The organism is Gammaproteobacteria bacterium (assembly GCA_030949385.1).
Classification (GTDB): Bacteria; Pseudomonadota; Gammaproteobacteria; order JAUZRS01; family JAUZRS01; genus JAUZRS01.
Genome location: JAUZSP010000001.1, coordinates 269,191 through 286,742 on the forward strand (window position 1 = coordinate 269,191; position 17,552 = coordinate 286,742).

At 50.9% G+C, this 17,552-nt stretch carries 13 protein-coding genes and 1 pseudogene; 5 read left to right on the forward strand and 9 right to left on the reverse strand.

Going from position 1 to position 17,552, the window contains the following annotated elements; translation table 11 throughout:
• Positions 1 to 283: 283 nt before the first annotated feature.
• The 5 genes from Q9O24_01230 to arsS all read right to left on the reverse strand — a co-directional run bounded on the left by Q9O24_01230 (position 284) and on the right by arsS (position 6,048).
• On the reverse strand, positions 284 to 2,065 hold the full coding sequence (locus Q9O24_01230) for a response regulator (GenBank protein ID MDQ7073794.1): 1,782 nt from the start codon (positions 2,063 to 2,065) through the stop codon (positions 284 to 286).
• Positions 2,066 to 2,233: 168 nt separating this feature from the next.
• Positions 2,234 to 3,649 (reverse strand): glutamate--tRNA ligase, encoded by a 1,416-nt coding sequence (gene gltX, locus Q9O24_01235; protein ID MDQ7073795.1) that lies wholly within the window; start codon positions 3,647 to 3,649, stop codon positions 2,234 to 2,236.
• 89 nt (positions 3,650 to 3,738) lie between these two features.
• Positions 3,739 to 4,365, reverse strand: coding sequence for a TIGR04282 family arsenosugar biosynthesis glycosyltransferase (locus tag Q9O24_01240; GenBank protein ID MDQ7073796.1), 627 nt, complete (start codon positions 4,363 to 4,365; stop codon positions 3,739 to 3,741).
• A gap of 30 nt (positions 4,366 to 4,395) precedes the next feature.
• Positions 4,396 to 5,073, reverse strand: a complete 678-nt coding sequence (locus Q9O24_01245) for a TIGR04283 family arsenosugar biosynthesis glycosyltransferase (GenBank protein MDQ7073797.1) — start codon at positions 5,071 to 5,073, stop codon at positions 4,396 to 4,398.
• Between the two features lie 9 nt (positions 5,074 to 5,082).
• Positions 5,083 to 6,048 (reverse strand): arsenosugar biosynthesis radical SAM protein ArsS, encoded by a 966-nt coding sequence (gene arsS, locus Q9O24_01250; protein ID MDQ7073798.1) that lies wholly within the window; start codon positions 6,046 to 6,048, stop codon positions 5,083 to 5,085.
• Between the two features lie 124 nt (positions 6,049 to 6,172).
• On the opposite strand from arsS, the gene Q9O24_01255 reads away from it, so the two are divergent.
• Complete coding sequence (locus tag Q9O24_01255) at positions 6,173 to 6,460, forward strand: YcgL domain-containing protein (GenBank protein MDQ7073799.1); 288 nt, start codon at positions 6,173 to 6,175, stop codon at positions 6,458 to 6,460.
• Here Q9O24_01255 and Q9O24_01260 read toward each other — a convergent pair.
• Both Q9O24_01260 and Q9O24_01265 read right to left on the reverse strand, forming a co-directional pair.
• A complete protein-coding gene (locus tag Q9O24_01260; protein MDQ7073800.1) occupies positions 6,454 to 6,972 on the reverse strand; it encodes a hypothetical protein in 519 nt (172 codons plus the stop codon). The genes Q9O24_01255 and Q9O24_01260 overlap by 7 nt on opposite strands.
• Complete coding sequence (locus Q9O24_01265; protein ID MDQ7073801.1) at positions 6,920 to 7,603, reverse strand: MBL fold metallo-hydrolase; 684 nt, start codon at positions 7,601 to 7,603, stop codon at positions 6,920 to 6,922. Before Q9O24_01265 ends, Q9O24_01260 begins: the two co-directional genes overlap by 53 nt.
• Before the next feature lie 10 nt (positions 7,604 to 7,613).
• On the opposite strand from Q9O24_01265, the gene Q9O24_01270 reads away from it, so the two are divergent.
• The 4 genes from Q9O24_01270 to Q9O24_01285 all read left to right on the forward strand — a co-directional run bounded on the left by Q9O24_01270 (position 7,614) and on the right by Q9O24_01285 (position 14,433).
• On the forward strand, positions 7,614 to 7,784 hold the full coding sequence (locus Q9O24_01270; GenBank protein MDQ7073802.1) for a hypothetical protein: 171 nt from the start codon (positions 7,614 to 7,616) through the stop codon (positions 7,782 to 7,784).
• Between the two features lie 64 nt (positions 7,785 to 7,848).
• A complete protein-coding gene (locus Q9O24_01275; protein MDQ7073803.1) occupies positions 7,849 to 10,599 on the forward strand; it encodes an EAL domain-containing protein in 2,751 nt (916 codons plus the stop codon).
• Between the two features lie 104 nt (positions 10,600 to 10,703).
• Entirely contained in the window at positions 10,704 to 11,684 is a 981-nt protein-coding gene (locus Q9O24_01280; GenBank protein ID MDQ7073804.1) for a substrate-binding domain-containing protein, read from the forward strand.
• A 13-nt stretch (positions 11,685 to 11,697) separates the two neighbouring features.
• Positions 11,698 to 14,433, forward strand: coding sequence for an EAL domain-containing protein (locus Q9O24_01285; GenBank protein ID MDQ7073805.1), 2,736 nt, complete (start codon positions 11,698 to 11,700; stop codon positions 14,431 to 14,433).
• A gap of 58 nt (positions 14,434 to 14,491) precedes the next feature.
• On the opposite strand, the gene htpG is transcribed toward Q9O24_01285, so the two are convergent.
• Together htpG and mtnA are read right to left on the reverse strand one after the other, a co-directional pair.
• The gene (htpG, locus tag Q9O24_01290) at positions 14,492 to 16,399 is read right to left on the reverse strand and encodes a molecular chaperone HtpG (protein ID MDQ7073806.1); all 1,908 of its coding nucleotides are present in this window, start codon (positions 16,397 to 16,399) and stop codon (positions 14,492 to 14,494) included.
• Positions 16,400 to 16,491: 92 nt separating this feature from the next.
• Positions 16,492 to 17,539, reverse strand: a pseudogene (gene mtnA / locus Q9O24_01295) (S-methyl-5-thioribose-1-phosphate isomerase).
• Positions 17,540 to 17,552: the final 13 nt, after the last annotated feature.

Here is a 17,552-nt window from a genome sequence, read left to right on the forward strand (position 1 = left end):
ACAAGCGCAGTAAAAAGCAACGCAGAAGGCGTTTCTAAACAATGAACGGTCGATTAAGAGCACAACATCAGACACTAAAGTCAATCCGACAACAATGGCTTAATTCGCATCACTCAGTGATGCCCAAGCGGATAAAAACCCCTGATCTAACCTGACCTTTTATCCATAAACAGATGACACTCATCATACCCGATCCACAGCAGAAACAGCACCATTCCAGTGCAAATCAGAGAAAAGAGTGCCTATCTAGGAAAACAGCGCGCTTTAAGAGCCTTTAGACCTCCTAATGAGCATGCCGCCAATTTTTATGCAATGGCAGAGCCACCTTATCGGTAACCGAATCACAATGAACAAACTGCTGAGTAGCGCAAATATAAAGGTAATTATGCCCCTTACGCTTTGCCATCTGAGTGGCCAACAAGGCCATATTGATCATCTCAGCGCTGTTATTAAAACCATCATTGATCGCCACCAAACCGCCACTGCAATGGGCTTCATAATGACCACCTTTGGCAATGCGAACACAAATGTCATCAATCAACTGCCCCACCACCAAGCTGGCACTCTCCTCGGAGTTATTCGAGAGCACCAACGCAAACAGCCCCTTGCCAAAATAACTCAAATAATCACTGCTGCGAAAACGGTTCGATAGGGTTTGAGCGGCGGTATTCATAAGTTCCCGTCCACTCACCGCATCAATCGTTTCGCCATGCAGAGCATCAAACTCCAAACTCAAAACCAATAAGTTGTCCGAGAAACCGGCACGGCGAGTACGATGAATTTCATTTTGCAAACAAGACTCAAAATAACGCCGGTTCATCAAGCCCGTCAACTCATCGTAAGCCAAGCGCTGCCAGACCTGATCTTCCAGACCCCGACGCTCTTCTCGTTTGGAAAAAACCACAATGGAACCCATTTCGCTGCCACTCAAACGCAAGGGGCGAATGCTGTAATTCACTTCCAAAATGGCACCGTTGACATCAAAAAAGATTCCGTCCATGTCTTCCACATCCACGCCATGTTCATAAGCGTACTGAATATGGCAGCGTTCAATATGAACAAAACGTTGTAAGCTGTCCGAATGATGAAACAGCTCATGAGCCAACCGCCCCAATAAACTTTCATCCTCAGCGTAACCGAGCATTTTCTTAGCGGTGCGATTGACGAAGGTCAACTCACCGCGCTGATTTACGCCATAAACCCCATCGTGAACCGCACTCAAGATTTCATCCAAACGCTGCCGGTCTTCACGCAAATTTTTCTGCGCCCTCACCACCCGACTGAGGGCATCGAGACGCGCCAACAACAGCTCGCTGGATTCATCTTTGAACATGCACTCCACCGCACCCGCACGCAGGCATTTTTTGATGATGCTATCGGAATAAGTGCCAGTCAAAATGGTGCAGATGGTGCGCTGGCTGCGGTCGTCGGTCATAATTTTTCGACAGACATCATCACCGGTCTCATCCACCAAGTAAAAATCGATCACCGCAATATCAAAGGTACCGCTCTGTGCTCGACTCAAAGCATCATCGCCCGTAGCACAGACCTCAACTCGATACCCTTGCAAGGTCAACAGCTTACGCAGTGACACCCGCACACTGGGAGAATCATCCACCACCAAAATACGAATGTCGTCGTTAGCAAATTTCGTACTGAAACGATCCCGTTTCACATCGCTCTGGCCATCCAGCAGCCCATCCAGCAGACGAATCAACTGGGCGTGATTTTCCCACAAAACAAAGGTGGTATTGGGACGTTGCGCCACCCAAGCACGGGCATCGGAACGCACCTCTTGGCTCAAAACAATCACCGGTAGATCGCGGTGTTCGGGCGACTCAAAAGCGGTCAACAATTCATCGGAAGCGTCGGTAGGATAGAGCGGCCAGTCAATAATAATGGCCTGAGGGATTTTTTCGGAATCAATCGGCAGCGCCTCAAACTGGCTCTGCGCCTCTTCAAAGCTGCTCAAACAGTCGGCTTTATAATCGGAAACACGGAAATCATTCTCTAACAAATAGAGCATGGTGAGCGACGGCTCCACAATCATAATCCGTGATTTCATCAATACGCCCCCAACCTAAATCGCAGCCAATAGAAGTAAAGAGTAAGGATTACTTCCACAAACTGCAAATAAAAATCGCTCAAACAAGCCAAGCAGCCAAACAGTGCCGACAGTCTAGCAATACAAACCGACTATTTTCCCAACCAGCCTCCACCACAGTTGAACCCTCTAAGCCGCTTGAATGCGCCGTTCAATGTAGGCCAACGCCATCTCAATGCGCGCCAACGTACGCTCACGCCCCAGCAACTCCAGAGTAATATCAATCGGCGGTGAAATGCCCTTACCGGCCACCGCCACCCGCAGTGGTTGCGCCACCTTACCCAGTTTTAATTCCAACTGCTCCGCCACCGCCATCACCGCCTCATGCAGCGGCTCCGCCTGCCACTCAGACAACTCGCTTAAAACCTGTTTCAAACGCTGCAAAGGCGCTTGAGCGGCGGCCTTAAAGTTCTTTTTCGCCGCTTTTTCTTCAAATTCGCTGAAATCAACGTAGAAAAACAGACTGTTATCCGCCATTTCCACCATTGTTTTAGCGCGTTCACGCTGCGCTTCCACCACCTTGGCCAACTCCGGTCCTTGCGAGCAATCACAATCCAGCTTAGCCAGATAGGTTTTTAGCACCCCGCCCAGATACTCTGGATCGGAGGTTTTGATGTAGTGCTGATTGAGCCACAACAGTTTGTCAGGATTAAAGGTCGAAGCCGCGACGTTGACGTCTTTCAGATCAAACAGCTCGGTCATTTCAGCACGAGAGAAAATCTCCTGATCGCCGTGCGACCAACCCAAGCGCATCAAATAATTCAGCAGCGCTTCGGGCAGAAACCCCTCCTCAAAATACTGCATCACACTCACCGCACCGTGGCGTTTGGAGAGGCGCTTGCCATCTTCACCCAAAATCATCGGCACATGAGCGTAGTGCGGCAACGACGCGCCCATTGCTTTGAGAATATTGATCTGACGCGGGGTGTTGTTCAGATGATCGTCACCGCGAATCACATGGCTGATCTGCATATCAAAATCATCCACCACCACGGTTAAATTGTAGGTTGGTGTACCATCAGAGCGGGCAATGATCAGATCATCCAACTCGCAGTTGTTCACCACCACCCGACCTTTGATCAGATCGTCGATCACCACACTGCCCTCTTGCGGGTTTTTAAAACGGATCACGGGCGAGACATCCGCAGGCGGCTGAGCCACACCGGCACGACAGCAGCCGTCGTAACGGGGCTTTTCTTTATTCGCCATTTGGGCTGCTCGCACCTCATTAAGGCGCTCTTTGGAGCAGTAACAGGGGTAAGCGTGGCCATCGGCAACCAAGGTATCAATCACCTCTTTGTAACGATCAAACCGCTGGGTCTGATAAAAAGGCCCTTCGTCGTGCGCCAGATCCAGCCAACCCATGCCATCTAAAATCGCCTGCACCGACGCTTCGGTGGAGCGTTCCCGATCCGTATCTTCGATGCGCAAAACAAATTCGCCCCCCATTTTTTTGGCGTACAACCAAGAAAAAAGCGCGGTGCGAGCGCCGCCAATGTGCAAATATCCGGTGGGGCTGGGAGCAAAACGGGTTCTGACGTTCATATAAGGCCTATCTTAAGATCAACCGGCGGGAGAAGCCCCACCGAAAAAAGGAGGGCATTCTAACAAAGGCCACGCCCCTTGGGGGAAATTCAAATCAGCTCTAAGGCCGCTTTTGGTTCGGGCAACACATACCCCTCATCCAACAGACGAGCAACATCTTCCGCCTCATCCACATCCCAACGGCTCGGCAAGGCCAGCCAATCCCAACGCAAACGGCGCAGACGCTGCACAGTCTGGGCGTAAACGTGCTCACTGCCCCAGTCAATGTTCACAAACAAAGAGTGATGATAACGAGACAGGCCGATCAAAGCGTAACCGCCGTCCTCAGCCGGAATGATCACCGCATCCCGTCCCGCAGCCAGCTCAGACATGACACGATGCAAATCATCAGCAGTGATCGAAGGACAATCACTGCCCAGCAACAACACATAAGGCGAACGCAACAGCGTACGACGCAAGGCATCGCCCATACGCTCACCCAGATCACGCCCACGCTGAAAACAGCGATTAAATTTAAACTCACGTTGGCAGGTTTGCCAAAACGCATCGGCGCGTTCACCCGCTTGCCACACCTGAAGCGATGCCAAATTTGCCTGCTGCACAGTCTGCAAGCTTCGCCACAGCAGACGCACATGCAGCTGCGCTGCACCGCGCACCCCAAGGGAGAGAATCAGACGGGTTTTCACCACCCCAGGCTGGGGTGATTTCGCGAACAACAAAATTTTTGCGTTGGGAAAAGAAACCACCTACAAGACGCTGTAACGGTGTGCCAAACGACTCGGTGCAGCCCCAAAAAAGTAGCGTAGGCGCAGTGACCACATCAAAAATACGGTGCGCCAGATGCCGTTTTTCTCCCAACGACGACTGGAGGTGGTCAAGGTCGCCGACACACACTTAGGCCAAGAAAGACGCTTTAACGAACGACTCAAAGCGATGTCTTCCATCAGCGGCAGATCAGCAAAACCGCCCACCTTATCGAAAGCCGAATGCAAGACGAACACACCTTGATCACCGGTGCAGATGCCCGACAGACAAGAACGCAGATTCATCATCCGCTCCACCAAACGCAACGGCCACGCTTTGCCCGACAAGCGCACATTAAATCGCCCCCAGAGCCGATCTTGCAACGCGTGCTGTAACAGCCGATCACACTGTTTTGGCACCAAAGTATCGGCGTGTAAAAACCACAAAATCGCCCCCTCAGCCACCGCTGCACCAGCGTTCATCTGCCGCGCACGGCCCTGATAACCCGACAAAACCCGATCCGCCAACGGCTGCGCCAGCGCCACCGTCTCATCCTGACTCTGAGCGTCCACCACAATCACCTCATGCCCCAAGGCACGCAGCGGTTGCAAACGCTGCAAGGTCTCCACAATCACCTCAGCTTCGTTTAGAGCTGGAATCACCACCGAAATTTTGAACATCTCGCCTCCTCACTCACTCAAGGCACCGCCGCAACTCGATCCTTGCCCAGCGGTGCAACCGTAACAGTGATCTGCTACTTGAATCTCTCGACCATAAAGGTTTTCGCCCTGCAAGTCACTCAGATGCCATTTTTTTTTCTGCGCGTCTCCAATGGACAGATCCAACATCTGGTTAAAATCACAGTCATAAACAAAACCCTGCCAATCCACACTCAATAACGATCGACACATCACCGAGGCCAAATTATTCACCTGATAAGACGCTTTTAGCAGATCCATATACTGTTTGAATTTTCCCTTGGAGATCAACAGGCTACCAAAACGCTGAATCGGTAAATTGGTCAAGGTTAGCAATTGATTAAAACGGATGCCGTATTTCTGCCACAAAAACATTTTATAATCCGCTTCCAAAGCCGCCTGTGGTGGCGGCAACGTCGCTCCCTGAGGATTATAAACCAAGTCCAGTGACAACCCAGAACCGTCGATCCCATAGCCCAACTCATTGAGCTGCTTTAAGCCACGCACACTTTCGGCAAAAACGCCTTTACCACGCTGGGCATCGACGTTTTCTTCTAAATAACAGGGCAGAGAGGCCACCACCTGCACCTGCTGATCCGCCAAAAACTGCGCCAAACCCTCTTGCCTAGGCTGCTCTAACACGGTCAAATTGCAGCGATCAATCACCGTCACCCCCAATTTACGCGCCTCCGTCACCAAATAACAAAAATCAGGATTCAGCTCCGGCGCACCGCCGGTCAGATCCAAAGTCTGAATCTGCTCATCACGCAGATAAGCCAAAACCATATCCATCGTGGTTCGATCCATCAACTCGGTACGATTGGGGCCAGCATTGACGTGGCAGTGCAGACAAGATTGATTGCAGAGATAACCCAAATTAACCTGCAAGGTCTGCAATTGGGCGCGTTTTAAAGGGGGAAATTGGCTTTCAATCAGATGCGGTAAGGTCGCGTGCATATCGCCTGCCTTTTATTATTAATGGGGATACCGTTCGTTGAGACCGAAGAATAATAGAAAAGCTCCGCCAAGGGTGAAAATTTCGCTCTATAATGTGTCACGCTAAAAAATGAAGGTAATTACAATGCAATGTTTTGTCTATAAATCGCTCAAAAAAACAGATATGTACCTCTATCTAAACGAGAAAGAGGGCTTTTCAAGCCTACCCGAGGCCCTTCTCAACTCTATGGGAACTCTGGAATACGTACTGGAATTTGAACTCACTTCTGAACGCAAACTTGGCCGTACCGACCCCAAAGAACTGCTCGCTAACTTAAAAAACAGAGGCTTTCATCTACAGATGCCTGCAACCATTGCTTCGCTGCAAAAAACCCCCAATGACCGACTTAATACGCACCGCTCACACTACTGAGTCGTTGTCTGATCCCGACTCTGCTCCAAGTTTTGATAAAACGCCGTCACATTGGCCTGATGATATTGATCGTAAAGGTGCCACTCACGCCACGCAGGCAAGCTCACCTGAGCCAGAGTTTCAGCCAAATTCAAGCCCACAGAATAAGCACGCATCACCGCGTTTTGAAGACTGTCGAGGTAACGTAAATTTTGCTCTAACATTACAAAGGGTGAACTTTGCGCGCTGCCGTGGCCAGGCACCATCAACTCCACCTCGGCAAACTGCTCTTGCAGCCAATCCAATGTTTGACGACGCAGATCAAGGTTGCCCCGCAACAGATCCGGCACCACTTCGTTCGAAGCCACATCGGACAACCAAAGAATGTCGTCATCCACTTGATGCAGCAGCAAACCACCGCCCGCATAAACCTCATCCAACGCATAGATTTCAAAACTGTGTTCACCCACCTGCACAGTCTCATAACCGTACCGAGGTGTGACAATGCCTCGGGAAAGCGCAACCGACTGCACCCCCCTGCATGTCCTCTGGCAACAATTGACGCCGCTCAGCCAACAGAACATCGCTGTAACTCAGCGCTGGCAACGCTGAAGCTGCCGCAATCACCGTGACCCCAGGCAACTGCGCAATGGCCGAACTGCCCAAACTGTGGCTCGGCTCCAATGAGGTCAAAATAAGATGAGTAATGGGCAGATCCGTCACCGCTGCCACCGTGGCAATCAAACGCCGCCCCAGCATCGGCGTACCCAAGGCGTCGATCAGCACCACCCCTTCGGAAGTCACGACAAAACCGGCGTTGCTGTTAAACCCGCGATTTTTACTGTTGAGGCTGCCCACATTACCAAACAGCAAATAGGTATCACGGCCGATTTCATAATAGGGCAGTGGATCAACCCCCGACGCAGGCTGCAACACCACATTGGGCAAATCAGCACTGTCCACCGCCGATTCGGGTAAAACGTAATGCAGTGCGTTTAATTTCGGCAGCGCATTGGGCAAGGCAGCAACCTCAACTCCAGCGGGAACACTCACAGCAGTAGCAACCGAACCATTCTCCAAGCCAACAGCAAGCGGAGCTTCTTGTACCGTTTGCTCACACGCACTCAGCACAAAACTCAGCACAAGCACAGAACGCAATATCAATGGATGCCCCTTGCCCAACGAAGGTAGTAATTTACAGATAAAAGGTGAACAAGGTATTTGTACGACGATTGCTGCTACGCTGCAACGGACTTTTGCGGCATACTGTCGCCTTGCAGACGATTCTCCGAAAAAGTTCCTGTTTATTGGCACAAAAGATCAAAACCAGCAACAACGCAACTAAAAATCGGTACAAATCCTGCTTGAAATTCTTTTTTTAAGCCGATCAAACTATCGACACACCTACAATGTCAAATTCACGTCACTCAAAAACAGAGCCTCTTCAGCACCCTAAACGCCATCCGACGTCCCTCCCCTTGTCGGCAAAAATGGCGTTGTTTGGTCTGATGCTCGGTGCCTTGGTCTGGCAACTGCTGGCGCTGCTGCAAGAACCCGCACTGCAACAGATTCTGCATAACGAACTCAAACAGCAACTGCAAATCGAAAACAGCACCTCTCGCAGTCAATTTGACCGCTACCTAAAACAGTACCCCAAAATCGTGCAACTGCTGGCCAGACAACAAACGCTGATCCAGTACAGCAGCAAGTTGTTGCCCAGTGGCTCAGTCTCCAGCAGCCCTCGCCCACCCCCTTGGTTGCAACACAGCTCCAGCTGGCACGGCCTGATCCACCCCAGCCACATTGTGCTGCTCGACGCACAACACCGGTTGCGCGAAATTTATCAGCTGCGCAAACAAGCCCTGCCCAGCGAACTGCAACAACCCAACGCAGAATTATTGCAATTAGCAAAAGACCAAAATTACCTCACCACCTTGAGTGACAAACCCTATCTGCTAACCTTGTCGGCAATTAAAAACAAGCAACACACCGTTGCCTATTTACTGCTTCTAGCCCCCCTAGACAGCTCGTTTTTACGTCACTCGCAACACGATTTTCACGGCCGAAAAGCGATTATCGCGCTGCTCAGCGGCTTTCAACAGCAGACGGTTTTTGCCAGCAGTGACCCCGTTCAACTGCCCTTAAATACTCAGCTCAATGAAGCACAAACGCAATTTATGATCACGGGAAAAACCTTTTTCGATTACGGCTCCTCTGATCTAAAACTGCGTTTTTCCACCCTTTTGAGCAAAGACCAGATCAACGCCCTCAACACCAACCTTATCCAACTGACACAAAAACAGTTGTTGATCGCTTCTCTCTGTTTTATCGGCGCGTTTATCGGCCTAATGCTCTACTACGCCACTCGTCTCAAACGCTTAAATCAGCGAGCGCTCAACTTTTCTCAACAACATCTCGGCCTGAAACCAACGGACAAGCCACATCGAGATGAGATGATGCAACTGGAAAAAGGGTTGGAACAGTTAATCCAACAGGTGCTCAAAAACCAACAAAAACTGCAAAAACGTCATTCCATTGAGAAAAAAATAAAACAATTTGAAATCCTGCAAACGGCCACCGAATCCCTCGGTGTCGGTGTCATTCTCACCGGCGATGTAGAGGGTGAAGGCTACGCCATCACCCAACAGATGAAACGCTTTGCCGAAGACTGCGGTGGCATCGCCTTTTTTCTGCAACAGGCCGAGCAACACCAACAAATAGAATGCCTTGATCAACACCTGCAACAGCGTATTTTTAAGCTGCGCTGGTTGTCGCTGGCCAACGAGCAAGAGCGCGTTTTATTGGTACAAGAAGAGACCGAACTGGTGGAAAGCATGGCGATGCTCGAACACCAAGCCCAACACGACAGCCTCACCGGCCTGCCCAATCGCAGCCTGTTTATGCAGCGCTGTCAGCAAACAATGAACGACTGCCACAAACAGCCTCAACACCCGTTTTCATTGATGATGATGGATCTGGATCGTTTCAAAGCGGTCAATGACACACTGGGGCATCACATCGGCGACCAACTGCTGCAACAGGTCAGCCAACGACTCAGCAGCCGTCTGCGCAGCAACGACACTCTGGCGCGCCTCGGCGGCGATGAATTCGCCTTGTTGCTGCCCAACACCGACGCACAACAGGCCAAGCAAGTGGCCGAACTGCTGCAACAACAGCTCAAAAAGTCCTTTATCCTCAATCAGCACAGCCTCTCCATCAGCACCAGCATCGGCATCGTCACCTGCCCCGATCACGGTAAAAAAACCCATATCCTAATGCAACGTGCCGATGTGGCCATGTACGCCGCCAAACGCTCGCAAATGGGGTATTGCATTTACGACCCCAGCAAAGACCCCAACAGCGAAGAACGGCTGCAATTGATCAATGAATTAAGCGAAGCCATTGAAGCCGAACAGTTGGAACTCTATTTTCAACCGCAACACGATTGCCAAAGCGGAAAAACCTCCGTCGTTGAAGCCCTGCTGCGCTGGCAACACCCTCGCCACGGCCTGCTGTCACCGGCGCGTTTTTTAACTCTGGCCGAACAAAATTCGCTGATGATCCCCTTAGGAAAAATGGTACTGAAAAAAGCCATTCAACAGTGTGAGCAGTGGAACCAACAAAACCTGCCTATGACCGTCTCCGTCAATCTCTCCGCCCACAGTTTTCAAGACGACGAACTGCTGCCCTACATTACCCAATTGCTCAACAACCACCACGTTGAAGGTCGGCAATTAACTTTGGAGCTGACCGAAAGCAGCCTAATGGACAACCCCAACAAAGCCCGCAGCCTTCTCACCAAACTGGACAATTTAGGAGTGCAATTGGCCATTGATGATTATGGCACCGGCTACTCCTCTTTGGCCTATCTGCAACAGTTGCCCGTCAATGAACTGAAAATCGACCAATCCTTTGTCACCAATATGCACCAAAACAGCGGCGATGAAGTGATCGTCCGCTCCACCATTGATCTGGCACACAACTTGGGCCTAGAAGTGGTCGCTGAAGGCATTGAAAACCAACAGGTTTGGCAGATGTTGCACGAAGCGGGCTGCAACCGCCTACAAGGTTATTTTATCGCCAAACCAATGCCCGCCACCCAAATTCCCGCCTGGATCAAACAACAAAACAGCCCCTTCCACTCTCGCTCTTGTGCCTAATAATCCGGTGATTTACTGGCCTTAATAAAAAATTTGATGTACAACTGTTAATCAAGTGTTTGCAACACAGGTCGCTAAAACAGATCCCTTTATCGGAAACCATCATGCTAAAACACGCCTGCTTCACCCTGCTGCTGCTCACCGGCCTTGCCAACAGCGCACCCGCGCAACACCATTTTGACCACAGCCCGATCAATAACAACAAATCAGCCCAGTGGATCAAGCAAGGCATTCAGTATAAAAAGGACGTACCCAGCGATGTGGATCTGCTGGTCAGCCTCGACCAACAGCAGTACCCCGCTCTAAAAAAACTCATCCAACAATTTGCCCAACAACATCAGCTCAACATTTCCGTCAGCGACGGCACCTGTGGCATTTCTGCGGGTTTGCTCTCCCGAAAACAGGCCGACATTGGCGGCTTCTGTTGTCCACCTGGCGCTGGAGACCGCCTACCTGGATTGCGTTTTCATACCCTTGGCATTGCCGCTTTGGCCATGATCACCCACCCCGACAACCCCACTGACAACGTCAGCTTTGAACAGGCACAAAAACTCTTCAGCGGTGAAATAGAAAGCTGGAATGAACTGCCTAAGATCACCGATGCCCGCAACGTCCAAGCCATCACCCGCCTGCACTGCAAAAAACGCCCAGGGCATTGGAAACTGCTATTGGAAGATGAAAACTTCTTTAGCCCGATGGCGATGGATATGGGTGCCATTCCCGATGTCATTACCCACACCCATCAAACGCCCGGTGCCATAGGCTACGAAACCCTCGACATGGTTCAGCGTTACCAAGGTTCAGAGAAAGTCAAAATACTCAACGTCAACAACAGCAGTCCCCATGATCTGCAAGCCTTGGCATCAGGTCGTTACCCACTCTATCGAACCTACAGCATTACCACTTGGCAAGGTACAGCCCACAACCCCTTGGCCGATAAATTGGTTGCCTACCTGATCCAGCAGCTGGAATCACAAACGATTGAAAAAAATCTGTTAACCCCGAGTAAATTACGCCAAGCGGGCTGGCAATTTAACGGCGATGAGCTGATTTCCGCTCCACCGCCACCCCACAGCAGACATTAACAGAAGGCCAGGGATGGACAACAAACAAAACATATCTTCCAAGCAACACCCCAGATGGCGAGTCTCTCTTCCTATCTGGATCAAAGCAACCCTGCTGACCGCCGCGCTGGGTTTGTTTACTTGGCAACTACTGGAGTGGCAACAAGCACCCCGTCTACAAATCATTTTAGAACACAGTCTGGAACAACAGCTGGATAAAGAACTGCAAACCGCTCGCAACCAATTTGACCACTACCTCAAACGTCATCAACAACTCACCGACCTTTTTGCGCTCAATCTAAATCTCAAACAGCACCTTAAATCTCTCGCCTCATCGCCCAGCGACGAAAAAATTCAAACCCACCGCCGCCCTCCGGCTTGGCTACCCAAAATATCCAGTTGGCGCGGCCTAGTTCACCCCAGCCACATCTTACTGTTTGACAAAAATCAACTGCGCGAACTCTACAAGCTCAGAAAAAAGCCGTTACCGCCCCCCTTAATCAACCCCGAACCCAACCTTTTACAACAAGCCGAAGGCGGTTATTTTACGGTTCTGGAAGAGCAACCCTATCTGCTAAACCTGAAAAACACCCATGATTCAAAAGGTCATCTATTGGGCAGAATCATGCTGCTCACGCCGCTAGACAGCCAGTTTTTACAACATTCACAACGGGATTTAAGAAGCCGTGAGGTCATCACTGCTCTGTTCAGCGAACAGGCTGGCGAACAACGAATCTTCACCAGCAGCGCGCCTGAAACCATTCCTGCTCACACCTCCCTGCACTCGCTGGAGAAAACCCATCTGATCAGCGGTAAAAGTTTCTTTGACTACGGCAACTCGGAACTCAAACTGCGTTTTTCCACCTTATTGGCAAAAACCCGCTTGGTAGAGCTAAATCACAATGTCACCAAACTGGAGCGGCAGCAACGCCTTATTGCCGCCTCCACCTTTATCACCGTTTTTCTCTTGATGGTGCTCTACTACTCATTTCGCCTACGTCTGTTGAATAAAAACACCCTGCTGTTTTGTCAGCACCACCTCTACATGGACGCGCCTGCTAGCAACAAAAAGGATGAGATGGTTCGATTAGAGGAGAACTTTGAACACCTAATGCAACAAGTCATTCAGAGCCGCATTCACGATCAAAACCGTTATGAAGTAGAAAAAAAAGCCAAACAGTTTCATGTCTTGCAAGCGGCTACCGAAGCGTTGGATATCGGGCTTATTTTGTGTGAACAACCGGAGGAAGGCCAAATTCTCACCCAACGAATGCACGAATTTGTTCAAGAATGTGGTGGCCTCGATCAATTTCTTGACCACCCTCACACCCACCATCAATTGGAATGCATGGATCGCCATTCGCAACAGCGCATCTTTAAAATCCGCTACCTGCCGCTGCCTGACGGCGCTTTGGTGCTGCTGGTACAAGAGATCAGCGAGTTAGTCAAAAACTCTCATCAAGCGCAACACGATGCCCTAACCGGCCTGCCCAACCGCAGCCTGTTTATGGATCGTTGCCAACAAGCGCTGCGCGCCTACCAACGCAACAAAACCCCCTTCAGCCTAATCCAAATGGATCTGAATAAATTCAAAGAGGTCAACGACACCCTAGGCCACCACATCGGCGACCTGCTGCTGCAACAGGTCTCTCAACGTCTGCACCAGCACCTTCGTTCCATCGACACCTTGGCGCGTCTGGGTGGTGATGAATTTGCCCTGCTGCTGCCCGACACCCATGGCAGACAAGCCGAAGAGGTCGCCAAACACCTGCAACAAAAACTGCAAAAACCAATGCAATTGGAAGATCACAGCCTCACCATCGGCATCAGCATGGGCATCACCAGCGCCCCCCACAACGGCGATCAACTGGATAAACTGCTGCAATGCGCCGATGTGGCGATGTACGAAGCCAAACACAATCAACTCGGTTACAAACTCTACGACCCCAAACAAAATCCCGATGACAACGAACGCCACCAGCTCATTAACGAGCTGCGCGAGGCGATTGAGTCGCAAAGTTTAGAGCTGTTGTTCCAACCACAACAAAACCTCAGCAGCGGCCAACACACGGTGATGGAAGCCCTTATTCGCTGGCCACATCCCCGCTTGGGTTTGATGGAACCGAGCGATTTTCTCCCCCTAGCAGAGCAAAACGCGCTGATCATCCCCCTCACCTCATGGGTGCTGGGCAGCGCCATTGAGCAGTGTGGCCAATGGAAAAAAAGTGGCCTAGAGCTAAAAGTAGCGGTCAATCTAACTTCTCACAGCCTGCAAAATGAAAATCTAGCCGCCTTCATTCGCACCCAATTGGCCATTCAAGAGCTGGCAGGAAAACAGTTGATTTTGGAGTTGACAGAAAACATCCTCATGGACAGCTCCCCCCGCGCTCGGCAAATTTTAGATGACCTCGATGAACTGGGGGTGCAACTCTCCATCGACGACTTTGGCACCGGCTACTCCTCCCTCTCTTATCTACAACAGCTCCCAGTGAACGAACTAAAAATCGACAAATCCTTTATTTTAGGGATGCAAAGCAGTGACAACGACGCTTTGACCGTGCATTCAAGCATCTATCTGGCGCACAAATTTGGCTTGAAAGTGGTGGCAGAAGGGGTAGAAGACCCCTGGGTATTAGACAAACTCAAAAAAGCCGGTTGTGATCGAGTGCAAGGCTATTACATTGCCAGACCGATGTCCGCCAACCAAGTAGAAAAATGGATAAAACAACAGACACAAAAAGTAGGGGCGAAAGAGTTTTCGCCCCTTTGAATCAATCCTAAATCAATCCTAAATCAGGGCGAAAGATGTTTCGCCCCTACAGATCCGTCTAGGATTTGCTCAAGGTCATCAACATGCCGTTCAAACGCTGCACAAAACCAGCAGGGTCTTTCAAGCTGCCGCCTTCCGCCAACACCGCCTGATCCAGCAACAGAGAAGCCCACTCACCAAACTGCGCCTCATCACTTTCAGAGTTCATCCGTTCCAACACCGGATGAGTTGGGTTGATCTCCAGCGTCGGTTTGCTGTCGGGCAGATCGTGTCCCGCCTGCTTCATCAACTGCTGCATGTGCAGCGCCATGTCCTGCTCTTTCAGCACCAAACAAGAGGGCGAGGTGGTCAAACGGTGGGAGACCTTAACCTCTTCCACTTGATCGCCCAGCGCCGTTGTAATGCGTTCCAACAAATCCTTGGCGCGCTCTTCCGTCGCTTCTTGAACCTCCTTATCCGCTGGGGTTTCAATCTCATCCAGATCCAGAGCGCCCTTGGCCACCGAGACCAATTTTTTACCCGCGTACTCTTGAATGAAGGACATCATCCACTCATCCACACGGTCGGACATCAACAGCACTTCGATCTCTTTTTTGCGCAGCAGCTCCAGATGAGGGCTGTTTTTCGCAGCGGCAAAACTGTCGGCAGTGATGTAGTAGACCTTCTCTTGACCCTCTTTCATCCGCTCAATGTAGGCATCCAGACTGACGCTCTGTTTTTCTGCATCGTCTTTGGTTGAGGAGAAACGCAACAGAGAAGCAATCTCTTCACGGTTGGCAAAATCTTCCCCCGGGCCTTCTTTGATCACCTGACCAAATTGATCCCAGAAACTCTGGTACAACTCAGGCTCTTTTTTGGCGGTTTTTTTCAACATTCCCAACACCTTTTTCACCGAACCGGTGCGGATGCTGTCGATCACTTTGTTGCTCTGTAAAATCTCACGCGAGACGTTCAGCGGCAGATCACTGGAATCCACCAGCCCGCGCACAAAACGCAAATAACGCGGCATCAATTTATCCGCATCGTCCATAATGAAAACGCGCTGCACAAACAACTTGATGCCGTTGGTGGTGTCCCGCTCCCACAGATCAAACGGCGCTTTGGAAGGAATGTAAAGCAGAGAGGTGTACTCCAACTTGCCTTCAACGCGGCTGTGACTCCACAACAACGGCTCTTCAAAATCGTGACTGACGTGTTTGTAAAACGCCTTGTACTCGTCATCACTGATCTCATTTTTACTCCGCGTCCAAAGAGCAGAAGCGTCATTGATGGTTTCGTCTTTTGGCTCTTCTGCTTCTTCACCTTCCGCAGCGAGCGCAGGCTCAGAAAGCATCACCACTGGGAACGTAATGTGATCGGAGTACTTTTTAATGATCGAACGCAAACGCCAACCGTCAGCAAATTCACTGCTCTCTTCGCGTAGATGCAGCACCACTTCGGTGCCACGACTGTCGCGCTCCACAGCCTCTAAGGTGTATTCACCATTGCCGGTGGAGTCCCAGCAGACCGCCTCTGTTGTGCCTGCACGGCGAGTGGTCAAGGTGACCCGATCCGCCACCACAAAAGCGGAGTAGAAACCAACCCCAAATTGGCCGATCATATTGGCGTCTTTGGCTTGATCACCACTGAGGGATTCCAAAAATTTCTGCGTACCTGAGTTGGCAATGGTGCCGATGTTGGCGATCACTTCGTCGCGGCTCATGCCGATGCCGTTGTCGCTTAAAGTGACCGTATTGGCCTCTTTGTCAAAAGCAATGCGAATCTTCAGTTCCGAATCGCTTTCCATCAACGCCCCGTCCGTCAGCGCTTCAAAACGCAGCTTGTCACAGGCATCGGAGGCGTTAGAGATCAGCTCACGCAGAAAAATCTCTTGATTGGAGTAAAGCGAGTGAATCATCAACTTCAACAGTTGGTTCACCTCGGTCTGAAACTTATGGGTCTCTTTGGCAGGGGTTGCGGTACTCATTTTTTGGCAAAGCTCCTAAAGTGGTCAAAATATCGTCCTACCTTTAATGGGGCTTTTTGCGACCGTTTCAAGAGGCAACTTAAAATTTGCTCTTACCGCGTCATCAAACCTCGCATCTTTACCAAGCTGGGTCGCGCCACTACCCCCCGTTCCGTAACGATGTAATCCACCAATTCCGCTGGGGTTACATCAAAGGCCGGTGTCCAAGCCTGTGCGCCCTCAGCCGCAATGCGCTTTCCCTCCAGCTCCAACAACTCATCAGCACCGCGCTGCTCAATGGGGATCAAGTCACCTGAGGCAAGCTGCATATCCACCGTGCTGCTCGGTGCCACCACCATCATCTTCACCCCAAAATGCCGCGCCAACACCGCCAAACTCAAGCGTACCGATCTTATTCGCCACATCGCCGTTGGCCGCGATGCGATCCGAACCCACAATCACCCAGCCAATTTTGCCCTGCTGCATCAAACGCGCCGCCGCACCCTCACAGAGCAGCGTCACCGGAATCTGTTCTTGCAGCAATTCCCAAGCGGTCAAACGGGAACCTTGCAACCACGGGCGCGTTTCATCGGCAAACACCTGATCTATTTTGCCACTGGCAAATCCGGCTCGAATCACTCCCAATGCCGTTCCCACCCCACCGGTTGCCAACGCACCGGCATTGCAGTGAGTCAACACCGACGAATCAGCACCCAACAGATCCGCACCCAAACTCGCCATTTTTTGATTAGCGGCAATGTCTTCTTGATGAATCAGGATGGCTTCTGCCTGCAACGCGGCAAAGGGGTCGCCCTCCAAGTTCAACAACACCGATTTCATCCGCTGCAACGCCCAAAAAAGATTAACCGCTGTCGGGCGAGAGTTAGCCAAAAGCTGTAAATCTCGCTGAATCTCAGTTTGCCAATTGTGCGGGTTTTCTGCATAACGCTGACGAGCCGCAATCACCACTCCGTAAGCGGCGGTGATTCCAATGGCAGGCGCACCGCGCACCACCATCTGCCGAATCGCATCAGCGACGGCAGCCACATCATCCAGCTGAAGATAAACCACCAGTTGAGGCAACTGACGTTGATCGAGCAGTTTCAGTTCTTCTTGCTGCCAAACAATGGCAGGCGATGTGTTATCCACAGTGCGCTTCATGCGAAACTCCAAT